Genomic DNA, 20,695 nt, shown 5'->3' with positions numbered 1-20,695 from the left:
ACCGGGCGCTAACCGCCAACGTTGGGGCCGGCACGTTCGATGGTCACCCGCACCAGCACGCGTCGATCGCGTTCCATGGCCGCCCGGTACTCGTCCCAATCGGGATGCTCGCCCGAAGCCTGGCGGTAGTACTCGACGAGGCCGTCCATCGCCTCGGGGAGCGAGATGATCTCCGCAATCCCTTCCACCTGCACCCAATCGCCGAAGAAGCCGTCGTTGAGCACGCACAGTGAGGCCCGAGGATCGCGGCGAATGTTCTTGACCTTCATCGCCGTCTCACGGCTGCTGATCACCACGAAGCCGTCCGCGTCGATCACGCAGGCGATCGGAGAGAGCTGCGGCCGTTGATCGCGACGGACCGTGGCGAGTACCGCGTGGTGATTGGCGCGAATGAACTCCCGGGCTTCTTGGACATCCATCAGTGCAACTCCTCGATGATCCGTGCGAGTGCCTTCGGCTTCTTGAAGATCGCACGTACTCCGGCAGTCAGGCGATATCGCACGGTCCCCTCGGTATCGATGACGAACACCGAACGCCGGACGCCAACGCCGCGCGCCTTCAAGCCGTACGCGTCGATCACGCGGCTCTCGGTGTCGGCGAGCATGGCAAACGGAAAGTCCTCTTGCTCGGCCCAACGCTCATGGCTGTCCACATCCTGCGGTGAGATCGTGAGCACGACCGCGCTCACCCGCTCGAACTCCGCGAAGTCGTCGCGGTACGAGCGCAGCTGAAGCGTTCAGCCAGGGGTGAAGTCCCCCGGGTAGAACGCGAGCACCACCTTCTGCCCCCGGAACTCCGACAGCGTGTAGTCACGCCGCTCATGCCCGCGCACTCCCGGGAGCGTAAAATCGGGTGCGACGTCGCCGACATCGGGACCGCGGCTCATGCCACGACCGCCTGCAGCACGTCGTCGGGGATGTCGAAGTTGGCGTAGACGTTCTGGACGTCATCAATCTCCTCTAATGCGTCGATGACGCGGATCACCGCGCGTGCGCCGGTCTCGTCGCCCAATGGCACGCTGGTCGTGGGCAGCATCGTGAGCTCGCAACTCGTCACGTTGATGTCGGCAGCCTCGAGCGCGGTCCGTACCGCATGCAGATCAGACGGTCCGGTCGTCACCTGCCACGTGTCGCCCTGATCGGCGATGTCTTCGGCGCCGGCATCGAGCGCGGCCAACATGAGGTCATCCTCGGTTGCCGCCGACTTCTCGAGGATGATCACACCTTTTCGCTCGAACTGCCACGCCACCGCGCCGGGCTCCGCCAACGATCCGCCGTTTCGCGTGAACACGTTCTTTACCTCCTGGCCGGTCCGATTACGGTTGTCGGTGAGACACTCCGCGAGCACCGCTACTCCGTTCGTCGCATACCCCTCGTAGGTCACCGGCTCGTAGCGAACGCCTTCGAGGTCTCCTGTGCCGCGCTTGATCGCCCGTTCGATCGTGTCGACGGGCACCGACGCATCGCGCGCCTTCTGCACCATGCTGCGCAACGTGGGACTTGCGTCCACATCACCGCCGCTCTCGCGTGCCGCGACCTCGATCTGGCGGATCAGCTTCGCGAAGAGCTTCCCGCGGGCCTGATCGGCCGCGCCCTTCTTGTGCTTGATGGAGTGCCACTTGGAATGGCCGCTCATGACATCACCTCGTTGAGGAACCGCTCGTGAACGCGGAGATCTCCGGACAGCTCAGGATGGAACGTCGAGGCCCAGATCCTGCCCGACCGGACGAGCACGGGGTGGCCCTCGTGCTCAGCCAGGACCTCGACACCCTCGCCCACACACTCGACCACCGGCGAACGGATGAAGACGCCGGGGAACGGACGGCCCCCAAGGATGCCGATGTCGAGGTTGGCCTCGAACGACGCCAGCTGGGTGCCGTACGCGTTGCGCCGCACGGTCACGTCGAGGGCATCGAGTGCAACCTGATCGGGCCGCCCATCGACGACGCAGTTGGAGAGCAGGATGAGCCCCGCGCACGTCCCGAACGCCGCCATGCCATCGTGCAACCGCTCGCGCAGCACAGGAAGCACGCCTGAGGTTTCCAGCAACTTGCCGACGGTGGTGGACTCACCTCCTGGCAGGATCAGCGCGTCGAGCCCGGTGACCTGCTCAGGTGTGCGGACCTCGGTGGTCGCGACGCCGAGCGCATCGAGCACTTCACGGTGCTCTCGAAACGCCCCCTGGAGCGCGAGGACCCCAAACTTGAACATGACCTGGAGGCCTCCGCGACACGTTGCTACCAGCCGCGCTCGGAGAGTTTGACGTCCAGGCCGGCGATCTCCTCGCCGCGCATCGGGTCGCCGAGCCCACGTGACACCTTGGCCACGATCGCAGCGTCACGGAAGTGCGTGGTTGCCTCGACCACTGCCTTCGCGGTTGCCGCCGGCTCCGAGCTCTTGAAGATGCCGCTCCCCACGAACACCGCCTGCGCACCGAGCTGCATCACGAGCGCGGCGTCGGCTGGCGTGGCGATCCCACCCGCGCAGAACAGCGGGACCGGGAGCTCTCCCCGTTCTGCCACCTCGCGCACGAGCTCCACCGACGCCCGAAGCTCCTTGGCCCACACGAACTGCTCGGCTTCGTCGGCCACGGTGATCTTGCGGATGTCGCCGAGGATCGACCGCAGATGGCGAACCGCTTCGACGATGTTGCCGGTCCCTGCTTCGCCCTTCGAGCGGATCAAGGCGGCGCCCTCAGAGATGCGACGCAACGCCTCGCCGAGGTTGGTCGCACCGCAGACGAACGGCACGGTGAAGGCCCACTTGTCCACGTGGTGCGCCTCGTCGGCCGGCGTCAACACCTCGCTCTCGTCGACGTAGTCGACACTGAGCGACTCGAGCACCTGAGCCTCGGCGAAGTGGCCGATGCGGCACTTGGCCATCACGGGGATCGTGACGGCCTGCCGAATCCCTTCGATCATCGCAGGATCGCTCATCCGCGCCACCCCGCCGTCGCGGCGGATGTCTGCGGGGACCCGCTCGAGGGCCATCACGGCCACCGCACCGGAGTCCTCGGCGACCTTGGCCTGGTCCGGGGTGACGACATCCATGATCACGCCACCGCGCAGCATCTCGGCGAGACCACGCTTGACGCGTGCAGTGCCGGTCGTGCGTGCCGCGGGTTCCTCGGTTCCATCGGGCATCCGGCGAGTGTACCGGCACCCTTGCCGACGACCGTCCGAGATCCGGCTACTTGCCCTTCTTCTTCTTGGCCTTGGTGGTGGACGTCGTCGTGGTCGGTGGCGCACCGGGGGCCACGTCGACGGTCCGCCCGACGGGCAGGAGCTCTACCCACGTGCGTCCAGGCGTGAGCACGATCGGCGCACCGTCCGCGTCGAAGAACTTCGTGGGCACGCCCGGGTAGATCCGGCTCCATCGGCCTCGGATGAGCTGACCGTTCGAGAACACGTACGCGTCACCACTGCCGAACGACAGGCCCTCGGCGCCCTTCGGGTACGGAATCACCTGCACGATCACGTTCGTCGGCGTCACCTGCGTCTGCGTGAAGGTCGACCCGACCGCGAAGAACGGCCCGCTCGAGCCCTGGAAGCGCAACCAGCCCTTGCGTTTGGCATCCCACACGTAGGTGACGTCGTAGCCCTGGTCGAAGTTGACGTGGAAGCTCAAGATCGGTTCGCCGACGAACTCCGCCTCATCATCCTTGTCGAAGTAGGTGAACATCGGACGCGGCGGGACCGGTTGCCCGCCGCGCTCGAACAGCGACGCGCTGCGCGCGAACAGGTTGTGGGGCGCGTACCGCCCGGAGTCCCGAAAGAACGTGTCGCCCGCGTTGTTCTCGTCTACCCAGACCAAGCCGGTCGCCCGGACGCCGGCCACGTTGGGCGATGTCCCCCCTGAATACGCGACGACTCCGCCGAGCGGCTTGACGATGGGCGGATCCATCGCACGGACGGAGCGCACCGGACCGATGTTGTCCGGTGCTCTCGAATTGAACACCGCCCAGAACCGCGTGATCCCGCCCTCGACGACTTCCTCGTAGACGATGTCGGCGACATCGAGACCCGATTGCGGGCGCGCGTCCGGACTGTTCTCGATCTTGACCGCGACCGACGACCGGCTGTTCGCGAGGCCTTCGGGATCGGGCAGTCCGGTGAACGGCGCGATGGGGACAGGGATCGTCGTCGTGGTGGTGCTCGGCTCGGGTTTCGGTTTCGGCGCGGCTCGCTTGTCTTCACCGCTGCACGCGCCCACCGTGAGCGCAAGAGCGGCCCCGAGCGCGACGAATCGCACCTTGAACGCGACCTGGCTCACATGGACTCCAGCAAGCGGATCCGCTCGTCCAGGGGGGGGTGGGTGTCGAAGGCCCGATTCAGCCACGAACCCTTCTTCTCTTTGTCACGATCGAGCGGTGACTCGATCCACAGCTGAGCGGTGGCGCGCGTGGCGTAATGCACCACTGCCGTGTCATCACGAAGCTTCTTGAGCGCCGAGCACAGACCTGGCGGATAGCGCGTGAGCTGCACTCCGGTGGCATCAGCGAGCAGCTCTCGCTTGCGCGTCATCGAGAACTGCATGAGCTGAGCCGCGACGGGTGCGAGCACGAGCAAGGCGAGCGCCGCGATTGCGATGATCGCGCCGGCGCCGCCGCTGTCGCGGGAGTCACGTCGGCCCCTTCCCCCGCCCCAGAACATGAACCGCAGCCCGAGATCGGCCAGCAGCACGATCGTGCCGACCGCGATCACCGCGACGGTCCCGGCCAGGATGTCGTAGTTCTTCACGTGGGACAGCTCGTGGGCGATCACGCCCTCGAGCTCTACCCGGTTCATCATCTTCAGCAACCCGGTGGTCACCGCCAGCGACGAGTGCTTGGGGTTGCGGCCGGTGGCGAATGCGTTCGGCGCCGGGTCGTCGACCACATAGAGCTTCGGCTTCGGCAATCCCGCGGCGATGCACAGCCCTTCGACGATGTTGTGGAACCGCTGGTACTCCGGTCCTTCAGCCGGCTTCGCACGCGACGCCGCGAGCGCCATTCGATCGCTGTAGAAGTACGAGAAGAACGCCATGAACACCGCGATGACGAACGCGATGATCACGGCAGCGACTCCGAAGCCGAGCAGCACATCGAAGGCGACGCCGACCAAGAGGATCAAGAAGACGAACGCCGCGAGGATCACGAACGTCCGCCATTTGTTCCTGCGGATCTCGCGATGGAAGTCGGTGCGCGCGACTGGCTGCGGTGACTCGCTCATCGGGCGCGGGAGGTCGGGCTAGAACTCGACCTTGACCGGACCCTGCGCCTCCGCCTCGCCCTCGAAGAACTCCCGCTTCTCGAAGTTGAACATCCCAGCGAGGATGTTCTTCGGGAACACCTGGATGGAGTTGTTGTAGTTGAGGACGCTGTCGTTGTAGAACTGTCGCGCGTACGCGATGCGGTCCTCGGTCGACGTGAGCTCCTCTTGCAGCTGCAAGAAGTTCTGGTTGGCCTTCAGGTCGGGATACGCCTCCGACACCGCGAACAGGCTCTTGAGGGCACCGGTGAGCGCGTTCTCGGCCTGCGCCTGCTGCTGCACCGAGCCCCGCTGCTGCGCATCGATGGCCTGGGCGCGAGCGCTGGTGACCGCCTCGAGCGTCTGGCGCTCGTGAGCGGCGTAGCCCTTGACGGTCTCCACGAGGTTCGGGATGAGGTCGTAGCGACGCTTCAGCTGCACATCGATCTGCGACCACGCGTTGTCGACCCGGTTCCGCGACCGAATCAGGCTGTTGTAGATGAGGATGACGAACAGCAACAGCACGATGATGACTGCGGCGATCACATACACGGCGGTCACTGGCAGGCCCCCTCGAAGCGGCGCGGGCTGGTGCGGACGGGCGACATCATAGGGGCCGACGCAGGGCCCCGTGACCGGGCGTCAGATCGTGGACCGGGCCGGCCCAGAGGTGACGTTCGGCTTGCTGGCAAGGAGCGACTCGTAGCGCTCGATGAAGGACGCGGCGAGACGAGGCATCGCGAACTCCTCCGCTCGCGTCCGTCCGGCCGCGACCAACTCGTCACGAAGCGCCGGATCACTGAGTGCGCGCCCGAGCGCATCTCGGAGCGCGCCAACGTCCCCAGGGGGCACGAGGAGGACCTCACGGCCGTTTCGGACGACATCGCGATAGCCGGTGAGGTCGGACGCGACGACGGCAGCTCCTGCAGCCATGGCTTCGAGCAGCACCACGCCGAACGACTCACCTTCGATGGACGGAAAGCACGCGACGGTCGCGCCGCGCAGGCGGCGAGCCTTCTCGTGCTCGGAGATCACTCCGAGCCAATCGACCCGCGTGTCGCCGGCGGCGCTGCTGCGAAGCGACGTGGTCTCTGGTCCGTGCCCCGCGATCCACAGCACTGCGTCCTCGTGGAGCCCGGAGAACGCGTCGAGCAGGACGCCGAGGCCCTTTCGCTGCTCGTGCCGACCGATGAACAGGACCGCCGGCGATGCACTCGGCCACGACTCGGCGCCCGCGTACGTGGCGATCTCCACGCCGTTCGGGAGGATCTCGCACGGCAGGCCGAACGTGGTCTCGATGTTACGCTGTGCTTCTTCGGACACCGCCGTGCGCACCGCAAGGCGCTCGACGAGCCGTCGGAGCGGCAGGCGCAGCGCGTCGTACCAGCCGTTGCGGCCCGGGTATGCCGCGTGGAACGTGCCGACGGCTGGGATCTCCGTGGCAAGGAGAGCGGCGTGGTTCGCGCCGGGCGATAGCGGCTCGTGCAGGTGCAGCACATCAGGGGCGAACGATCGCAGTGCCTCGAGCGTACGGCTTGCCACCGCGCGTCCCGATGTGATGGGTGCGATCGACCCGTTGGACGGGAAGCGGAAGGTCGGTCCGACGCTGATGATCCCCGGTCCGGGCGGCGGTCCGTCGGATGGCGCGAGCACTCGTGCGTCGACGCCGCACTGCCGCAAGGCGCGCGCAAGTGCGAGCACCTGGAGCTGCACACCGCCGAAGAGGGACAGCGAGTATGGACAGATCAACGCGACCCTCAGCGGACGGGGGCGGCGCGTCATGGTCGGGGCGCGCTGTCGCTCGGCCAGACCGGCTGCATCATCAGCCAATGGTCGGGTGCCGCCGCGATCAGCCCTTCGAAGCATCGGGCCAAGTCCTGAGTCACGCGCTGCACATCGTCGCGCAGGCTCCCACGACGCTCAGTCGGGACCGGCGCCAGGATCCGCACAAACCGTCGTGCCGCCGGCCGGAAGTAGATGCCCACCGGCACGATCGGTGCTCCGGAACGGAATGCGAGCACCGCTGGCCCGCCCGGCATCGTGGTGGGCTCTCCGAACAGCTCCACCTCGACGCCGTCTCCGGTGAGGTCGCGGTCGCACACGAGGGCGGCAATCCCGCCGTCGGCGAGCGCGCGCAGCAGCGCCCCGGCTGCGCCGGGACCGAGCGGGACCACGTCCATGCCCAGCTCGCGTCGCTCGGTCGCGAACCAGGTGAAGAGCTCTGGGGGCTCGAGCGGTTCCGCGACGACCGTGAGCCGATGGCCGCGCCCCGCGAGCCACGCACCCGCCGCGTCCCAGTTGCCCAGATGTGGGAGCGCGAGGATCACGCCTCGTCCTGCCGCTTGGGGTTCTGCGATGTGCTCGTAGCCTTCGCTGTCGGTATCGGCTTCGAGTGAACGGTGCTCGCGCCGGAGACGAAACAGCTCGTACCAATATTGCCCATAGTTCGAGAACAGCCGACTGGTAGCGCGGTGCAGCTCGCCCTCGCTCAACGCGCCTCGTGTGGCGCGTCTGAGGTTGCGCTCAACCTGGAGACGGCGTTTGCTGAAGATCGCCGTCATCCCTCGCGATATGCCTCGCGCGATCCGCAGTCCGAGCGCGGGCGGAAGCGCCCGCGCGACGTCAGCGCCAGCGCGATACGCGAGATACGCGGCGCGGCCGGTTGCGCCGGGCACGGTGACTCCGCACGAAGCGCGTGCGCATTCGACCAGGGGTGGTCAAGCGCTCGCTCGGGCTGGCCTGGCGCCAGACCTTCGCGAACCGATGGGCAGCAGTGACCGCAGTGAGCACGAGCATGATCCACAGGACCGGGATGAGGACATCGAAGGCGAGGCCCACGCCGAGCAGCACAAGCCGCTCGAAGCGCTCCATCATCCCGCCGCGTGCGGAGAACCCGAGCGCCTCCGCCTTGGCTCGTTCGTAGGACACGAGCATCGAGAGCGCGACGACGCCCACCACCAGGACCGGCGCGCCCGGTCCGTCGTCGGTCAGGTGCCACGCGACGCCGGCGAGAAGGACGGCGTCGGCGACCCGGTCGCAGACCGAGTCGAGGAACGCGCCGCGCGCGCTCGCCGTGCCGCTGTGGCGGGCGACCGACCCGTCGAGGAGGTCGGGCAGGCCGCTCAGGATGACGCCGATCACCGCGAGCGCAAGATTGCCGTTGGCGATGAGCGCCGCCGTGCCGATCGCCGCGAAGAGGCCGAAGACCGTGAGCACGTCGGCTGAGACACCGAGACGATGGAGCACCCGGCCTGCGGGATCGAGGCCGCGCTCTGCCTTCGCGCGCCAACGTCCATCCAGCATGCCCGCGGTGACCTTTCGACGACTGAGGCGCCGAGGTTACCAGGGCGCGACTTCGAGACCGTGCCCCAAACCACCTTCCCGTCCAGCGCGGCCGACCGCGCCCATAGACTCCCGATCGCTCGCCACGAAGGGGGTCATGCTCGTGTCGAAGATCCGCAACGTCGCCTTGGTTGGCCACGGAGGCGCCGGGAAGACCACGCTCGCGGAAGCGCTGCTCTTCGTTGCCGGCGCCATCCAGCGCATGGGACGCGTCGAAGACGGCACCACCGTCTGCGATTTCGATCCCGAGGAGCAGAAGCGGACCATCTCCGTGTCCCTCGCCCTCGCGCCGTTCGAGTACGACGGCTACAAGATCAATGTCATCGATACGCCGGGGTATGCCGACTTTGTGGGCGATGTCGCAGCCGCGCTACGGGCCGCCGACCTTGCGATCTTCGTGGTGTCCGCGGTCGAGGGTGTCGAGGTGCAGACCGAGACGGCATGGCAGCTGGCCGAAGCAAGCGCCATGCCCCGCGCGATCTTCGTCAACAAGCTGGACCGGGAGCGCGCGTCGTTTCAGCGCACGCTCGACCAGCTCAAAGAGCGGTTCGGTGCCGGTGTTGCACCACTCGAGCTGCCGATCGGCGAAGAGGCCGCGTTCCGCGGCGTCATGGACCTCCTGACGGACGAAGCGGTCACGTATGACGGCACGACCGGCAAGGGCAGCACCGAGCCCGTGCCCGAGGAGCTGGCCACGGAGGAACACGCGGTGCACGACGCTCTCGTCGAAGGGATCGTCGTCGCCGACGACGATCTCATGGAGCGCTACCTCGGCGACGAGCAGCTCTCGGTCGCGGAGCTCGAGCAGGCCCTGGCCAAGGGCATCGCCGAGGGCAGCGTGTTCCCTGTGCTGTGTGGCAGCGCGACCAAGCTGATCGGCGTCGATCGGCTCGCCCACTTCATCGCTGAGGAAGGGCCTGCGCCGAGCACCAGCGACGGTCCACCCGCGGCGTTCGTGTTCAAGACGATCGTCGACCCGTACGTGGGTCGCGTGAACCTCTTCAAGGTGCTCCAGGGGCAAGTCGACCAGGACGCCACGCTCCTCAACGGGCGCACGATGAACGACGAGCGCCTGCACCAGCTGTCCACCATGCGGGGCAAGGAGCAGCAGACGATCAAATCGGTCCCGGCCGGTGACATCGCCGCCGTCGCCAAGCTCACCGATACGGCGACGGGTGACGTGCTCGCGACGCGCGGCGCTGACATCGGCGTCGAGCCGTTGTCTCCGCCCGAGCCGACGCTGGCCGTGGCCATCCGAGCCAAGAACAAGGGCGACGAGGACAAGCTCGCGAACGCGCTGCACCGGCTTCAGGACGAGGACCCGGCGATCAAGATCGAGCGCAACGCGGAGACGCACCAGACCCTCGTCTGGGGCATGGGCGAGACGCACGTCGGCATCGCGCTCGAGAAGCTCTCCCGCAAGTTCGGGGTCGAGGTGCAGACCGAGGACGTGAAGGTTGCGTACCGGGAGACGATCACCGACACCGCGGAGGCCGAGGGCAAGTACAAGAAGCAGACGGGCGGTCACGGGCAGTTCGGCGTCGCCTTCCTGCGCGTCGAGCCGCTCGAGCGAGGGAGCGGTTTCGAGTTCGTGGACGCGATCGTCGGCGGCGCGATCCCCCGTCAGTTCATCCCGGCCGTCGAGAAGGGCATCGGCGAGACCATGTCGGGTGGAGGGCTCCACGGGTTCCCCGTGGTCGACGTGCGGGTGACGTGCTTCGACGGCAAGTACCACCCCGTGGACTCGTCGGAGATGAGCTTCAAGATGGCCGGCTCGCTCGGGTTCAAAGAAGCCATGGCCAAGGCGTCCCCCATCCTGCTGGAGCCGATCAGTGAGCTGGTGGTGATGGCCCCCGAGGCCTACCAGGGCGACTTGATGGGCGATCTGAACTCCAAGCGCGGCCGCATCCAGGGCTCGAGCGCGATCGGTGGCGGCGAGATGGAAGTCGTTGCACTGGTGCCCACCTCAGAGGTGCTGCGCTACGCCATCGACCTGCGCTCACTCACGCAGGGCCGCGGCCGCTTCGCGATGAAGCACTCCCACTATGACCCCGTCCCCGCGCACCTCGTCGACAAGGTCGCCGCGGCCCTCGCGGCTTCAAAGGCCTAGGCGCCGTCGAGGCCGTACTGCGACCAATCTTCGGGGTTGTCCTCGACGTACTGTCCGAGGATCCCACCGTCGATGGCGTCCACTTCCACGAGGCCTCGCTGCGTCGGCGGCGTGTCGGCTGAATAGAGAAGGATGCGCCACGACGGGCGCGATCGAAGGCCCCGCCAGCCGAGCTGCGCGGAGGCGTGACCGACGGGGAAACCCGCGGCACGGCTCGCGGCGGCGAGCGCCGCGGTCTGGTCCAGCTCGAGGTGCCAGCCCGCCAAGGAGTGGTATCCGGCGACGAGCGCGAGGAGTCCGCCGGCAACGAGAAGGCCGGCGTTCCCGCTCGCGGCTCCCCCGATCAGGCTCCCGCCCGCGACGACCGCATGAATCGCGCCCGCGATGCGACGTCGGCGGATGTCAGGAAACAAGTACGGCCCGACGTAGGTCGTGACATCGAGATCTTCGGGAAGCGCGTCGGTCACGACCGTGACCTTATGCAGGCCAGGCGGCGCGCAGCCGTTCGAGGGTGGTCGGAAGCGCCTCGGGCAGTACGCGGACCTCGGCGGCCGTGGTCATGAAGTTGGTGTCGCCCACCCAACGCGGCACCACATGGAGATGCAGATGACCGGGGACCCCCGCACCCGCGGCCCGGCCCAGGTTCATCCCCACGTTGAGACCGTCTGGTTGATATGCCGCCTTGATTGCGACGGAAGCGCGTTGTGTCATCGACATGAGCGCCGCGGCATCCTCGGGACCCAGACCCTCCAGGTCGGCTTCGTGCGTGATCGGCGCCACCATGAGGTGGCCCGACGTGTACGGATATGCGTTGAGTACCGCGAAGGTTCGGTCGCTGCGCGCCACCACGAACGCCTCATCGGGTGGCGAGGACGCGAGCGTGCAGAAGAGACAGTCATCGCGGTCGTCCTCGGCTCCCACGCTCGCCACGTACTCCGCGCGCCATCCGGCCCACAGGCGTTCGAGCGTCATGCGCGCGCCGAAACCTCGGTCATGGTCGACTTCGCGGCGCCCTCCCGGCCGTCCGGCCAGGGCTCCGCTGCGTCTCGAGTTCCGCCTGCAACCGCTCGACGAACGCGTCGAGGTTCACGCCACGCTCCGGCGCCTCGTCACCTCGAACGTTGACTCCCACGGTGCCCGACTCTGTGTCTTCGTCACCGACGACCAACACGTAGGGGACCTTCTCCACCTTCGCTCGGCGGACCCGCGCACCGAGGTTGTCGCCGTGCGCATCGTGGTACTCCACGCGGATGCCTTCGGCGCGCAGCCGGTCCGCGACAGTGATCGCGTATGGCTCGTGACGGTCGGCGACCGGCAGAACCGTCGCTTGCACCGGCGCGAGCCATGCCGGAAACGCGCCGGCATAGTGCTCCAGGAGGATCGCGAAGAAGCGCTCGATCGACCCGAAGAGCGCGCGGTGGATCATGATCGGCTGGTGGCGTTGATTGTCCGTGCCCACGTACTCGAGGCCGAACCGCTGGGGGGACTGGAAGTCGACCTGGATGGTCGAGACCTGCCATGTCCGGCCAATGGCGTCGCGCGCCTGCACCGAGATCTTCGGGCCGTAGAACGCGCCCCCGCCTTCGTCGAGCACCAACTCAAGCTCCATCGCCTCGGCCGCGACGCGCAGCGCCTCCGTGGCCTCCGCCCATTCGGCGTCGGATCCGATCGCCTTCCCCTCGGGCTTCGTGGACAGCTCGAGGTAGAAGTCTGACAACCCGTAATCACCCAGCAGGTCGAGCACGAACACGAGGAGGGAGCGCAGCTCGTCCGGCATCTGCTCCTTCGCGCAGAAGATGTGCGCGTCGTCCATCGTCAGGCCGCGCACTCTCGTCAGGCCGTGGACAACGCCGGACTTCTCATAGCGGTAGACGGTGCCGAACTCGAAGAACCGCAGCGGGAGCTCTCGGTACGAACGCATTCGGCTCTCGAAGATGAGGATGTGGAACGGGCAGTTCATCGGCTTGAGGTAGTACTTCGTGCCTTCGCCGGCGCCGCCTTCATCGAGCGTCATGGGAGGGAACATCCCGTCCGCGAAGAAGTCGAGATGCCCGGACCTCTCAAAGAGTTCGGCCTTCGTGATGTGCGGCGAGTTCACGAACGAATAACCAGCCGCCTCGTGCCGCGCGCGGGAGTAGTCCTCCATGAGCTTGCGCACGAGCGCGCCCTTCGGATGGAAGACCGCGAGTCCCGAACCGATCTCCTCTGGGAACGAGAACAGATCGAGCTCGGCACCGAGCTTGCGATGATCGCGGCGCTCGGCCTCTTCGAGGCGATGCAGGTGCTCTTCGAGCGCTTTCGGAGACTCCCACGCCGTGCCGTAGATCCGTTGCAACTGTGGTCCGTGCTCGTCGCCACGCCAGTACGCGCCGGCGACTTTCGTGAGCTTGAACGCGCCCAATCGCTTCGTCGAGGGCACATGCGGACCGCGGCACAGGTCCACGAATGCGTCGCCACCGTCACGCTTATTGCGGTAGAGCGAGACCACGGTCCCATCCCCCACCTCGGACGCGTCGACCCGCTCGATGATGTCGCGCTTGTACGGCTGCTCGGCGAACTCCGCCAAACCCTGCTCGCGTGTCACTTCCGTGCGCTCGAAAGGCTGATCGGCCTTCACGATCCCGCGCATCCGTACCTCGATTCGCGCCAGGTCGTCGTCGCTGAACCGGGCGCCGTCGGGGAGCTCGAAGTCGTAGTAGAACCCGTCCTCGATCGCAGGGCCGATGGCGTACTTCGCGCCCGGGTAAAGATCGGTGACGGCTTGCGCCATCACGTGCGCAGTCGAGTGCCGCAGGACCTCGCGCCCGTCAGCCGAGTCCGCCGTGATGATCTCCACCGCGGCGTCGTGATCGATCGGTCGTCCGAGGTCGGCGGGTTCACCGTCGACCTTCGCCGCAATCGCGGCCTTGGCAAGCCCACGCCCGATGGACGCGGCAACATCGGCCGCGGTTGCACCCTTCGCGACGTCGCGCGTCGACCCATCGGGCAACGTGATAGTGATTTCCTGCTCTACGCGCTCGCTCACTGCAGCGCAGGATACCTGCGCCACGGCCGTTCGCTCGCTGGCAAATTCCTCGGCTCGCGCAGCCCGCTACGGAATCGCGCTAGTCGAGCGCCCTGGCCAGATCGAGACCGAGGAGCGCGCCGAGCGTGCGCAGCTCACCCGGTGCAGATGCATCGTCACCGCCCGAGAGGATCGCGCTGGCCAAGTCGTCCAGCGCCTCGACGGCGCGCGGCGCGTCGAGATCAGCGTCGAGAGCATCGCGAACCCGCGTCACATACGGCGCCGGATCGGCACCACCTTCACATCGCGCGGCCGCGAGGAGTCGATGCAACAGCGCCGTGCCTTCGTCGAGATCGGTGTCGTGCCATTCGAACCCGGCCCGGTAGTGATGTCGCATCAGCGCCAACCGGATCGCGCGGGCGTCGGCCACCTCGAGCAGATCGCTCACGAACACGAGATTGCCCAGCGACTTGCTCATCTTCTCGCCCTCGTAGCTCACCATCGCCGAGTGCATCCAGTGTCGCGCAAACGGCTCGCCGCTGATGCTCTCGCTCTGGGCGATCTCACACTCATGGTGCGGGAAGATCAGATCCGTACCACCGCCGTGCAGGTCGAGGGTCGGCCCCAGGTTCTGCATCGCCATCACGGAGCACTCCACGTGCCAGCCCGGGCGGCCAACGCCGAACGGAGCGCGCCACGCCGGCTCGTCATTGAGGGACGGCTGCCAGAGCACGAAGTCGAGGGGGTCGCGCCGGTGCGGGTCGTCGGGGTTGCCGCCGCGGGCGCGGGCGAGCCGGACCATGTGGTCCCGCGGGTAGTGCGACAGCTCACCGAACGCGGGAAACGTCGACACGTCGAAGAAGACGGTGCCGTGCGTGAGGTACGCGTGCTCCGACTCGAGGAGCATGTTGATCATCTCGATCATCCCGTCGATCGCCTCGGTGGCGCGCGGTTCGGCCGTCGGCGGTCGCATCCCGAGCGCGCCCATGTCCGCTTGGAACCGAGCCAGCTCTGAGGCGGCGAGCTCGAGATAGGGCACACCGAGCTCGCGGGCCTTCGGCAAGATGGAGTCGTCCACGTCGGTGACATTGCGAACCATCCGCACTTCATGACCGAGATCTTCGAGCCTCCGGATCAAGAGGTCGTACGCGAGATACGTCGCGGCATGACCCAGGTGCGTGGAGTCGTAGGGGGTGATCCCACACACGTACATGCGCACGACGTGGTCGGGCTCGAACGCTTCGATGCTGCGCCTGGACGTGTCGAAGAGCCGAATCGTCATCGGCCGGGGCCCTGGTAGCCGTCCACACCGAGGAGGCGGAGCGTTCCCCGTCCCTTGTGACGGAGGTTCACCGAGAGCAAGACCGCCGCGAACGCTTCGAGGCCCACGGCGTTGACGAGCGACCCGCCGTCGAAGGCACGGAGCTTGGGGATCTCGACGGCGAGGTCCAGCACCAGCGTGCGGGCCGCGTCGTCGTCCGCGCACACCACCACATCGCTCTCGAGCTCGGTGTCGAGCGCCGCGAACGCGGCTGCCGGGATCAGGTGGAACGCCGAGACGACCCGTGAGGCCGGCGCCGCGGCTTGTACCGCTTGAGCCAACGAGCCCTCCTCCGGAAGAACCGGACGAAACTCGTTGCCGACCTTGTCGAGACCGTTCGCCATCGAGACGACGACCCTGCCGCTGAGCGCGTCGGCGTGTGCTCGCGCGGTGTCGACGGCGCCTTCCCAGGTTGTGGCGACGATGACAAGGTCGCGCACGGCCGCGGCGTCGTCGTTCGTGCCGGCGCGCAACGTGGCCATGCGACTTCCCCACCGCTCGACAAGGTCGCTGGCGACTGCCTCCGCTCGCGCGCGTTCGCGCGATCCGACGATCACGTCATGTCCGATGCTCGCGAGCCGAGCCGCGAGCCCTGTGCCCGCCGGCCCGGTTGCACCAAGGACGCCGATCTCCACCGCGAGAGCATGGCAGACGGGAGCTCCAGCCCCCCGTGCCGGGCCTACGCTTGCCCGCATGTCCGACCTCGAACGCCCGACGACTCCGTTGATCGTCAAGGTCGCCGGTGTGACCGCGCTGGTCCTGCTCGGGTGGTTGCTGTTCGGGTCCGCCCTCACGATCGCGAAAGCTGCGATCGCGCTCATCGGCTACATCGTCGTCGGCGTCATCGCGTTCACCATCGGCAAGGCCGTCGGCAAACGGGGCTGACGAAACGCGGCACCGCAGCGAGGCCGGGTATCCCGGCTCGCAGAGAGCGAGCAATTAGAGGAGAGAGTCGGGCCCGAAGAGAACACGAAGTTCGGCGTAGAGGCCGGCACTGGGCTCGACGCGGTACTCGTCGGCGAGGCGCAGGACGGTCGTGCGTTGGGCGCCTTCGAGCTGCACGAACGCGGCGCTCTCCCCCGGGTGCTGGAGCAGGATGTCCTTGAGCTGACGAACGCGCTCGTCGTCGAAGACGGCGGCCTTCGTGCGGATGCGCACGGGCTCGGTCTCGTGGTCGAGCGTGATCTCGGGTCGTGTCACCTCCAACGCGATGACCTTGGGCTGCTCGTCACGCAGGTCCAGACGACCCTTCACGCACACGATTGCGTCGTCTTCCAGGAGATGCCCGAAGTTCGTCATCGTGCGAGGGAACACCATCACTTCGAGCGCGGCACCGAGATCTTCGAGGACGAATGTGGCCATCAGATCACCCTTGCGGGTGTACTTCCGAGACAAGGTGGTGACGATGCCGCCGACCACGCGCATCTCTCCATCACGGAGCTCGCGCAGCTCGGCCAGCGTGCACTCGACGTGTCGCTTCAACCGACCCTGCGCGCCGAGCAGGGGGTGCTCACTCACGTAGAGCCCCAGCATCTCCTTCTCGAAGCCGAGCCGCAGCGACTTGGGGTACTCGGCGTCGGGGATCTCGATGCGGTGATCGAAGCCGAGCGCGATGGCATCGGCCCCAGCATCCGCAAAGAGGCTCATGATCCCGGCATCACGCTCGCGTCGGCGAGCCAGAGTGCGATCGATGATCTGCTCGTGCACGTCGACCAATCCCTTGCGCGCGTGACCGAGCGAGTCGAACGCCCCGGCCTTCGCCAAGGACTCCACCGTCCGCTTGTTCAGCGCGGTGGGGTCGACCCGCTCGCAGAAGTCGTGGAAGTCGACGAAAGGACCCCCGACTTCTCGAACTGCGCTGATCAGCGCCACGACTCCCTCGCCGACGTTGCGGACGGCGGACAGGCCATACCGGATCGCCCGGCTGTCGTCGGCGCTGATCCGCACCGTGAAGTCCTGCTCGGACTCGTTGACGTCGGGCACGAGCACCGCGAGGTCCATCTGCCGGCACTCGTTGAGGAAGACCGCGGTCTGGTCCTTGTTCGATTTGACGCTCGTGAGCAGCGCCGCCAGGTACTCGACCGGGTGGTTGGCCTTGAGATACGCGGTTTGGTAGGCGACGTAGCCGTACCCGACCGAGTGGGACTTGTTGAACGAGTAGTCGGCGAACGGCTCGACCTTGTCGAAGATGAGCTCACCGAAGGCCCGGTCGTGGCCTTGTGCAACGCAGCCGTCGACGAACTTCGAGCGTTCCTGCGCGATCAGGACGCGGTCCTTCTTCCCCGTCGCCTTCCGGAGGTTGTCGGCCTCCTCGAGCGAGTACCCGGCGAGGCGCTGAGCGACTCGCATCAGCTGCTCTTGGTAGATGATCAGCCCGTAGGTGGGCTCGAGGATGTCGGTGAGGTCGTCGTGTGGATAGTCGACGGGCTTGCGGTTGTTCTTCCGGTCGGCGTACTCGTTGTGCCAGTTCTGAGCCATGGGCCCCGGGCGGTACAGGGCGGTCAGGGCGGCGATGTCCTCGAACGACGTGGGTGCGAGCGAGCGCAGGAGCGCGCGCACCGGTCCGCCCTCGAGCTGGAACACGCCGACGGTGTCGCCCCGCTGCAGCATCTCGAAGGTCTTCGGATCGTCGAGCGGCACCTCGTCGATGCGCGGGCGCGATCCCGCCGTCGCCTCGACGAGATCCAGCGTGATCTCGATGACGTCGAGGTTCCGCAGGCCGAGGAAGTCCATCTTCAAGAGGCCGAGGTCCTCGACCCCGTGCATCTCGTACTGCGTGACGATCGGTCCCTCGGCGACATCGCCCTGAGGCGTACGCCCCCGTTGGATCGGCAGATACTCGATGAGCGGCTCGCGTGTGATCACCACTGCCGCGGCGTGGATGCCGTCCTGGCGTCGCAGGCCCTCGAGGCCCGTTGCCACGTCGATGACGCGACGGGCATCAGGATCCGCTGCGTAGAGCTCGCGCAGCTCGTTGGCCATCTTGTAGCCGTCCTCTTGGCCGGACACCTCCTCGAGGCACGCATTCAGGGGCGTGTCGCGACCCATGATGAGCGGTGGCATGAGCTTGGCGATCTTGTCGCCGACACCGTACGGATAGCCCAGCACGCGCGACGCGTCGCGCACCGCCGCGCGCGCCTTGATCGTGGAGAACGTGACGATCTGGGCGACGCGGTCCTCCCCGTAACGCTGCGCCGCATAGCGGATCATCTCCCCCCGGTAGCGGGAGTCGAAGTCCATGTCGATGTCGGGCATCTGCTTGCGGCCAGGGTTCAGGAAGCGCTCGAAGAGCAGGTCGTAACGGATGGGATCGATATCGACGATGCCCAGTGAGTACGCGACACAGGACCCCGCTGCGCTCCCCCGCCCGGGACCGACGCGGATGCCACGCTCCCGTGCGTAGCGCACGAGGTCCCAGACCACGAGGAAGTACGCGGAGAACCCCATCGTCTTGATGACACCGAGCTCGAACTCGACGCGCTCGGCGACGTTCTGCGGAACCTGTTCGCCGTACCGTTCGCGCGCACCGGCGAGCGTCAGCTCGCGCAGGTACGAGTCTTCGTCGTGGCCGGCCGGGGTAGGGAACGCGGGGAGCACCGCGTTGCCGAATTCGATCTCCACGGTGGCCCGTTCCGCGATCCAGAGTGTGTTGTCGCAGGCGTCTTCGTGATCGGCGAACAGCGACCGCATCTCGTCGGATGTCTTCAGGTAGAACTCGTCGGCCTCGAACCGAAATCGGTTCGGGTCATCGAGCGTCGTGCCGGTCTGCACGCAGAGCAACGCGGCGTGCGCCTCGGCGTCGTCTCGGTGGGTGTAATGGCTGTCGTTCGTGGCCAGCAGCGGCGCGCCGATGTCCCGCGCAATCTCGAGCAGGCGACCGTTGACTCGTTGCTGATCAGCAAGACCATGGTCCTGCAGCTCGACGAAGAAGTTGTCGCGCCCAAGGACATCCTGGAACCGCGCCGCCAGCTCACGGGCGCCCGCATCGTCGTCAGCGAGCAGCCGCTGGCACACCGCGCTCCCGAGGCAGCCGCTGGTACCGATGAGCCCCTCGCGGTGATGCTCGAGGAGCTCGAAGTCGACCCGCGGCTTGTAGTGGAACCCGTCGAGGTACGCGCCGGACGAGACCTTGATCAGGTTTCGGTAACCCGCGTCGTTCTCGGCGAGCAACGTGAGATGGAAGATGTCTGCATCGGCACGCCGTGGCTTGTCGCGTCGGTCGCCGGTCGTGAAGTACGCCTCCTCACCGACGATGCACTTGATGCCCGCCTCCCCCGCGGCCTTGTACATCGGCAGGACGCCGTACATGTTGCCGTGGTCCGTGATGCCGACCGCCGGCTGCCCGTCGGCGACGGCGCGAGACACGACCTCGTCGATGCGGGACGCGCCGTCGAGCATCGAGTACTCGGTGTGGAGATGGAGGTGGACGAATGAACCGCTCACCGAGCGTCGTGACCCCCTCTTCCTGCACGGCGTGTGCGCACGTTCTCCACAGGCCTGTGGACAAATAACACCAGTGTGATTCGCGCACTGTAGCCCGGCGGGGTCGGCCTAGCGACGTCCCCGACCGGCCACCACCGGCACGAGCATCTCCGCGGCCGTGAGCGACCCATGAGCGCTGCGCAGGCGCGCTTCCTGCTCCAGGGCGGGATCGACGAAGGCGACGTCGTCGCGCGCCGCGAGCACCACGTCTCCGACGCGGGCGCGTGTCGCCGGTGACGGGTCGGTCCCGAGCCATCCCGCTTCGAACAGCTCCGCGCGGCTGAGGACCCACGCGTGGTCACCGTGGTCCGCGCGCGCAACATCCAGGAGCTCGTCCGCGACCCCGCGGTGCGCGTGCAGATAGCGGAAGCGCCCATCGCCTGAGCAGGCCTCCACCAGCGCGCCGGCGCGTCCGAGGGGCAGCCATCCATCGGGCTCGAGGTGCACTTGGCCATGGTCTGCCGTGACGACCAACGCACACTCGGAGCTCAGCGCGTCGAGCAGATCGGCAACGAGGCGGTCGGCGGCCACGAGCTCGGCTTCGTAGAAGCCGTCGCGCAAGCCATGGGCGTGCGCGACGGTGTCGACACCGGGGTAGTACGCGTAGACGAAGGGCTCACCGGCCTCCGTGAGCCGTCGGCAGTGCTCCACGAGCGATGACGGCGCGCCCCATCCGCAGAAGCGCGCCCCACCGAAATGCACTTCGCTGAAACCGCTGTTGCGAAACTCGGCCTTCGTCACGACCGGAACCTCCCGCTGCAGGAACGGCGGGTGGCGCTGTACCGCGCGTGGGTCGGGTTTGTGCCGGTGCTCTCCCTGCCACGAGAGGACGTTGAGCACCCCGCCGTCGAGCCGGATGCGAAACCCCACGACGCCGTGCTCGGCGGGGGTCAGCCCGGTGGTGAGCGATGTCAACGCAGTCGCCGTGGTCGACGGGACGACCGTGGGGACCGGACCACCGTCGAGCGCGGCGAGAGTCGGCAGGCGGTCACGGTGCGCTTCGATCGCCTCCCAGCCCAGGCCGTCGAGCACGAGCAGCACCACGTGGCGCGCGGCGCGCACCGGGGCGGGAAGCCAGTCGGCGGTGGCGGTACCGAGGAGCGCGGGGACCAGCGTGCTCAGGCCCGGCCCGGCGTAGTCGGGTCGAACCATCTCGGGCAGCACCCGTCGGAGGCTACTGAGCGAAGCGTCCGCGGGACGGGTACCCCG

20 protein-coding genes are annotated in these 20,695 nt (G+C 67.3%); 2 read left to right on the top strand and 18 right to left on the bottom strand.

Features of this window, described 5'->3' with window-relative positions:
- Positions 1-8 precede the first annotated feature (8 nt).
- The 11 genes from WEE69_09475 to WEE69_09425 all read right to left on the bottom strand — a co-directional run bounded on the left by WEE69_09475 (position 9) and on the right by WEE69_09425 (position 8,530).
- Positions 9-419, bottom strand: a complete 411-nt coding sequence (locus WEE69_09475; GenBank protein MEX1145523.1) for a PPOX class F420-dependent oxidoreductase — start codon at positions 417-419, stop codon at positions 9-11.
- Entirely contained in the window at positions 419-886 is a 468-nt protein-coding gene (locus WEE69_09470; GenBank protein MEX1145522.1) for a peroxiredoxin, read from the bottom strand. Before WEE69_09470 ends, WEE69_09475 begins: the two co-directional genes overlap by 1 nt.
- Positions 883-1,635, bottom strand: coding sequence for a YebC/PmpR family DNA-binding transcriptional regulator (locus tag WEE69_09465; protein ID MEX1145521.1), 753 nt, complete (start codon positions 1,633-1,635; stop codon positions 883-885). The genes WEE69_09470 and WEE69_09465 overlap by 4 nt, the downstream gene beginning before the upstream one ends.
- Positions 1,632-2,210, bottom strand: a complete 579-nt coding sequence (gene pdxT / locus WEE69_09460) for a pyridoxal 5'-phosphate synthase glutaminase subunit PdxT (protein ID MEX1145520.1) — start codon at positions 2,208-2,210, stop codon at positions 1,632-1,634. The genes WEE69_09465 and pdxT overlap by 4 nt, the downstream gene beginning before the upstream one ends.
- 26 nt (positions 2,211-2,236) lie before the next feature.
- Positions 2,237-3,142, bottom strand: a complete 906-nt coding sequence (gene pdxS, locus WEE69_09455; protein ID MEX1145519.1) for a pyridoxal 5'-phosphate synthase lyase subunit PdxS — start codon at positions 3,140-3,142, stop codon at positions 2,237-2,239.
- 46 nt (positions 3,143-3,188) lie between these two features.
- Positions 3,189-4,271 (bottom strand): DUF3048 domain-containing protein, encoded by a 1,083-nt coding sequence (locus tag WEE69_09450; GenBank protein MEX1145518.1) that lies wholly within the window; start codon positions 4,269-4,271, stop codon positions 3,189-3,191.
- Positions 4,268-5,209, bottom strand: a complete 942-nt coding sequence (locus tag WEE69_09445; protein ID MEX1145517.1) for a M48 family metallopeptidase — start codon at positions 5,207-5,209, stop codon at positions 4,268-4,270. Before WEE69_09445 ends, WEE69_09450 begins: the two co-directional genes overlap by 4 nt.
- Before the next feature lie 18 nt (positions 5,210-5,227).
- Entirely contained in the window at positions 5,228-5,788 is a 561-nt protein-coding gene (locus tag WEE69_09440) for a LemA family protein (GenBank protein ID MEX1145516.1), read from the bottom strand.
- An 81-nt stretch (positions 5,789-5,869) separates the two neighbouring features.
- Entirely contained in the window at positions 5,870-6,976 is a 1,107-nt protein-coding gene (locus tag WEE69_09435) for a glycosyltransferase family 4 protein (GenBank protein ID MEX1145515.1), read from the bottom strand.
- Positions 6,977-7,005: 29 nt separating this feature from the next.
- Positions 7,006-7,902 carry a phosphatidylinositol mannoside acyltransferase gene (locus WEE69_09430; GenBank protein MEX1145514.1) on the bottom strand — a complete coding sequence of 299 codons (897 nt, stop codon included), beginning with the start codon at positions 7,900-7,902 and terminating at the stop codon, positions 7,006-7,008.
- Positions 7,850-8,530, bottom strand: coding sequence for a CDP-alcohol phosphatidyltransferase family protein (locus WEE69_09425; GenBank protein ID MEX1145513.1), 681 nt, complete (start codon positions 8,528-8,530; stop codon positions 7,850-7,852). The genes WEE69_09430 and WEE69_09425 overlap by 53 nt, the downstream gene beginning before the upstream one ends.
- A gap of 136 nt (positions 8,531-8,666) precedes the next feature.
- Here WEE69_09425 and WEE69_09420 point away from each other — a divergent pair, with 136 nt between their 5' ends.
- Positions 8,667-10,679 carry an elongation factor G gene (locus tag WEE69_09420; protein ID MEX1145512.1) on the top strand — a complete coding sequence of 671 codons (2,013 nt, stop codon included), beginning with the start codon at positions 8,667-8,669 and terminating at the stop codon, positions 10,677-10,679.
- Here the strand turns inward: WEE69_09420 and WEE69_09415 are convergent.
- From WEE69_09415 to npdG, 5 genes are all read right to left on the bottom strand, one after another.
- Positions 10,676-11,146 (bottom strand): hypothetical protein, encoded by a 471-nt coding sequence (locus tag WEE69_09415; GenBank protein MEX1145511.1) that lies wholly within the window; start codon positions 11,144-11,146, stop codon positions 10,676-10,678. The two genes, WEE69_09420 and WEE69_09415, sit on opposite strands and share 4 nt — an antisense overlap.
- Before the next feature lie 10 nt (positions 11,147-11,156).
- On the bottom strand, positions 11,157-11,651 hold the full coding sequence (locus WEE69_09410) for an HIT domain-containing protein (GenBank protein ID MEX1145510.1): 495 nt from the start codon (positions 11,649-11,651) through the stop codon (positions 11,157-11,159).
- A 19-nt stretch (positions 11,652-11,670) separates the two neighbouring features.
- Entirely contained in the window at positions 11,671-13,704 is a 2,034-nt protein-coding gene (gene thrS / locus WEE69_09405; protein ID MEX1145509.1) for a threonine--tRNA ligase, read from the bottom strand.
- Positions 13,705-13,783: 79 nt separating this feature from the next.
- Positions 13,784-14,965 carry a cysteine--tRNA ligase gene (gene cysS, locus WEE69_09400; GenBank protein MEX1145508.1) on the bottom strand — a complete coding sequence of 394 codons (1,182 nt, stop codon included), beginning with the start codon at positions 14,963-14,965 and terminating at the stop codon, positions 13,784-13,786.
- Complete coding sequence (npdG, locus tag WEE69_09395; protein MEX1145507.1) at positions 14,962-15,639, bottom strand: NADPH-dependent F420 reductase; 678 nt, start codon at positions 15,637-15,639, stop codon at positions 14,962-14,964. The genes cysS and npdG overlap by 4 nt, the downstream gene beginning before the upstream one ends.
- Positions 15,640-15,697: 58 nt before the next feature.
- Here npdG and WEE69_09390 point away from each other — a divergent pair, with 58 nt between their 5' ends.
- Complete coding sequence (locus WEE69_09390; protein MEX1145506.1) at positions 15,698-15,889, top strand: hypothetical protein; 192 nt, start codon at positions 15,698-15,700, stop codon at positions 15,887-15,889.
- 54 nt (positions 15,890-15,943) lie between these two features.
- On the opposite strand, the gene dnaE is transcribed toward WEE69_09390, so the two are convergent.
- Positions 15,944-19,447 (bottom strand): DNA polymerase III subunit alpha, encoded by a 3,504-nt coding sequence (dnaE, locus tag WEE69_09385; protein ID MEX1145505.1) that lies wholly within the window; start codon positions 19,445-19,447, stop codon positions 15,944-15,946.
- A 108-nt stretch (positions 19,448-19,555) separates the two neighbouring features.
- A complete protein-coding gene (locus WEE69_09380) occupies positions 19,556-20,650 on the bottom strand; it encodes an alkaline phosphatase family protein (protein ID MEX1145504.1) in 1,095 nt (364 codons plus the stop codon).
- Positions 20,651-20,695: the final 45 nt, after the last annotated feature.

The sequence above is a fragment of the Acidimicrobiia bacterium genome (assembly GCA_040881685.1).
In the GTDB taxonomy this organism is placed as follows: Bacteria; Actinomycetota; Acidimicrobiia; order IMCC26256; family PALSA-555; genus SHVJ01.
Note: the sequence above shows the minus strand (reverse complement) of the source record. Positions and strands in the feature narration are given on the sequence as shown.

What these genes read in the sequence shown, in the direction of transcription:
- WEE69_09425 (MEX1145513.1), bottom strand. Translation starts at nt 8,530, where the DNA reads ATGCTGGATGGACGTTGGCGCGCGAAGGCAGAGCGCGGCCTCGATCCC.
- WEE69_09445 (MEX1145517.1), bottom strand. Translation starts at nt 5,209, where the DNA reads ATGAGCGAGTCACCGCAGCCAGTCGCGCGCACCGACTTCCATCGCGAG.
- WEE69_09475 (MEX1145523.1), bottom strand. Translation starts at nt 419, where the DNA reads ATGGATGTCCAAGAAGCCCGGGAGTTCATTCGCGCCAATCACCACGCG.
- pdxS (MEX1145519.1), bottom strand. Translation starts at nt 3,142, where the DNA reads ATGCCCGATGGAACCGAGGAACCCGCGGCACGCACGACCGGCACTGCA.
- cysS (MEX1145508.1), bottom strand. Translation starts at nt 14,965, where the DNA reads ATGACGATTCGGCTCTTCGACACGTCCAGGCGCAGCATCGAAGCGTTC.
- WEE69_09420 (MEX1145512.1), top strand. Translation starts at nt 8,667, where the DNA reads ATGCTCGTGTCGAAGATCCGCAACGTCGCCTTGGTTGGCCACGGAGGC.
- pdxT (MEX1145520.1), bottom strand. Translation starts at nt 2,210, where the DNA reads ATGTTCAAGTTTGGGGTCCTCGCGCTCCAGGGGGCGTTTCGAGAGCAC.
- WEE69_09465 (MEX1145521.1), bottom strand. Translation starts at nt 1,635, where the DNA reads ATGAGCGGCCATTCCAAGTGGCACTCCATCAAGCACAAGAAGGGCGCG.
- WEE69_09390 (MEX1145506.1), top strand. Translation starts at nt 15,698, where the DNA reads ATGTCCGACCTCGAACGCCCGACGACTCCGTTGATCGTCAAGGTCGCC.
- WEE69_09410 (MEX1145510.1), bottom strand. Translation starts at nt 11,651, where the DNA reads ATGACGCTCGAACGCCTGTGGGCCGGATGGCGCGCGGAGTACGTGGCG.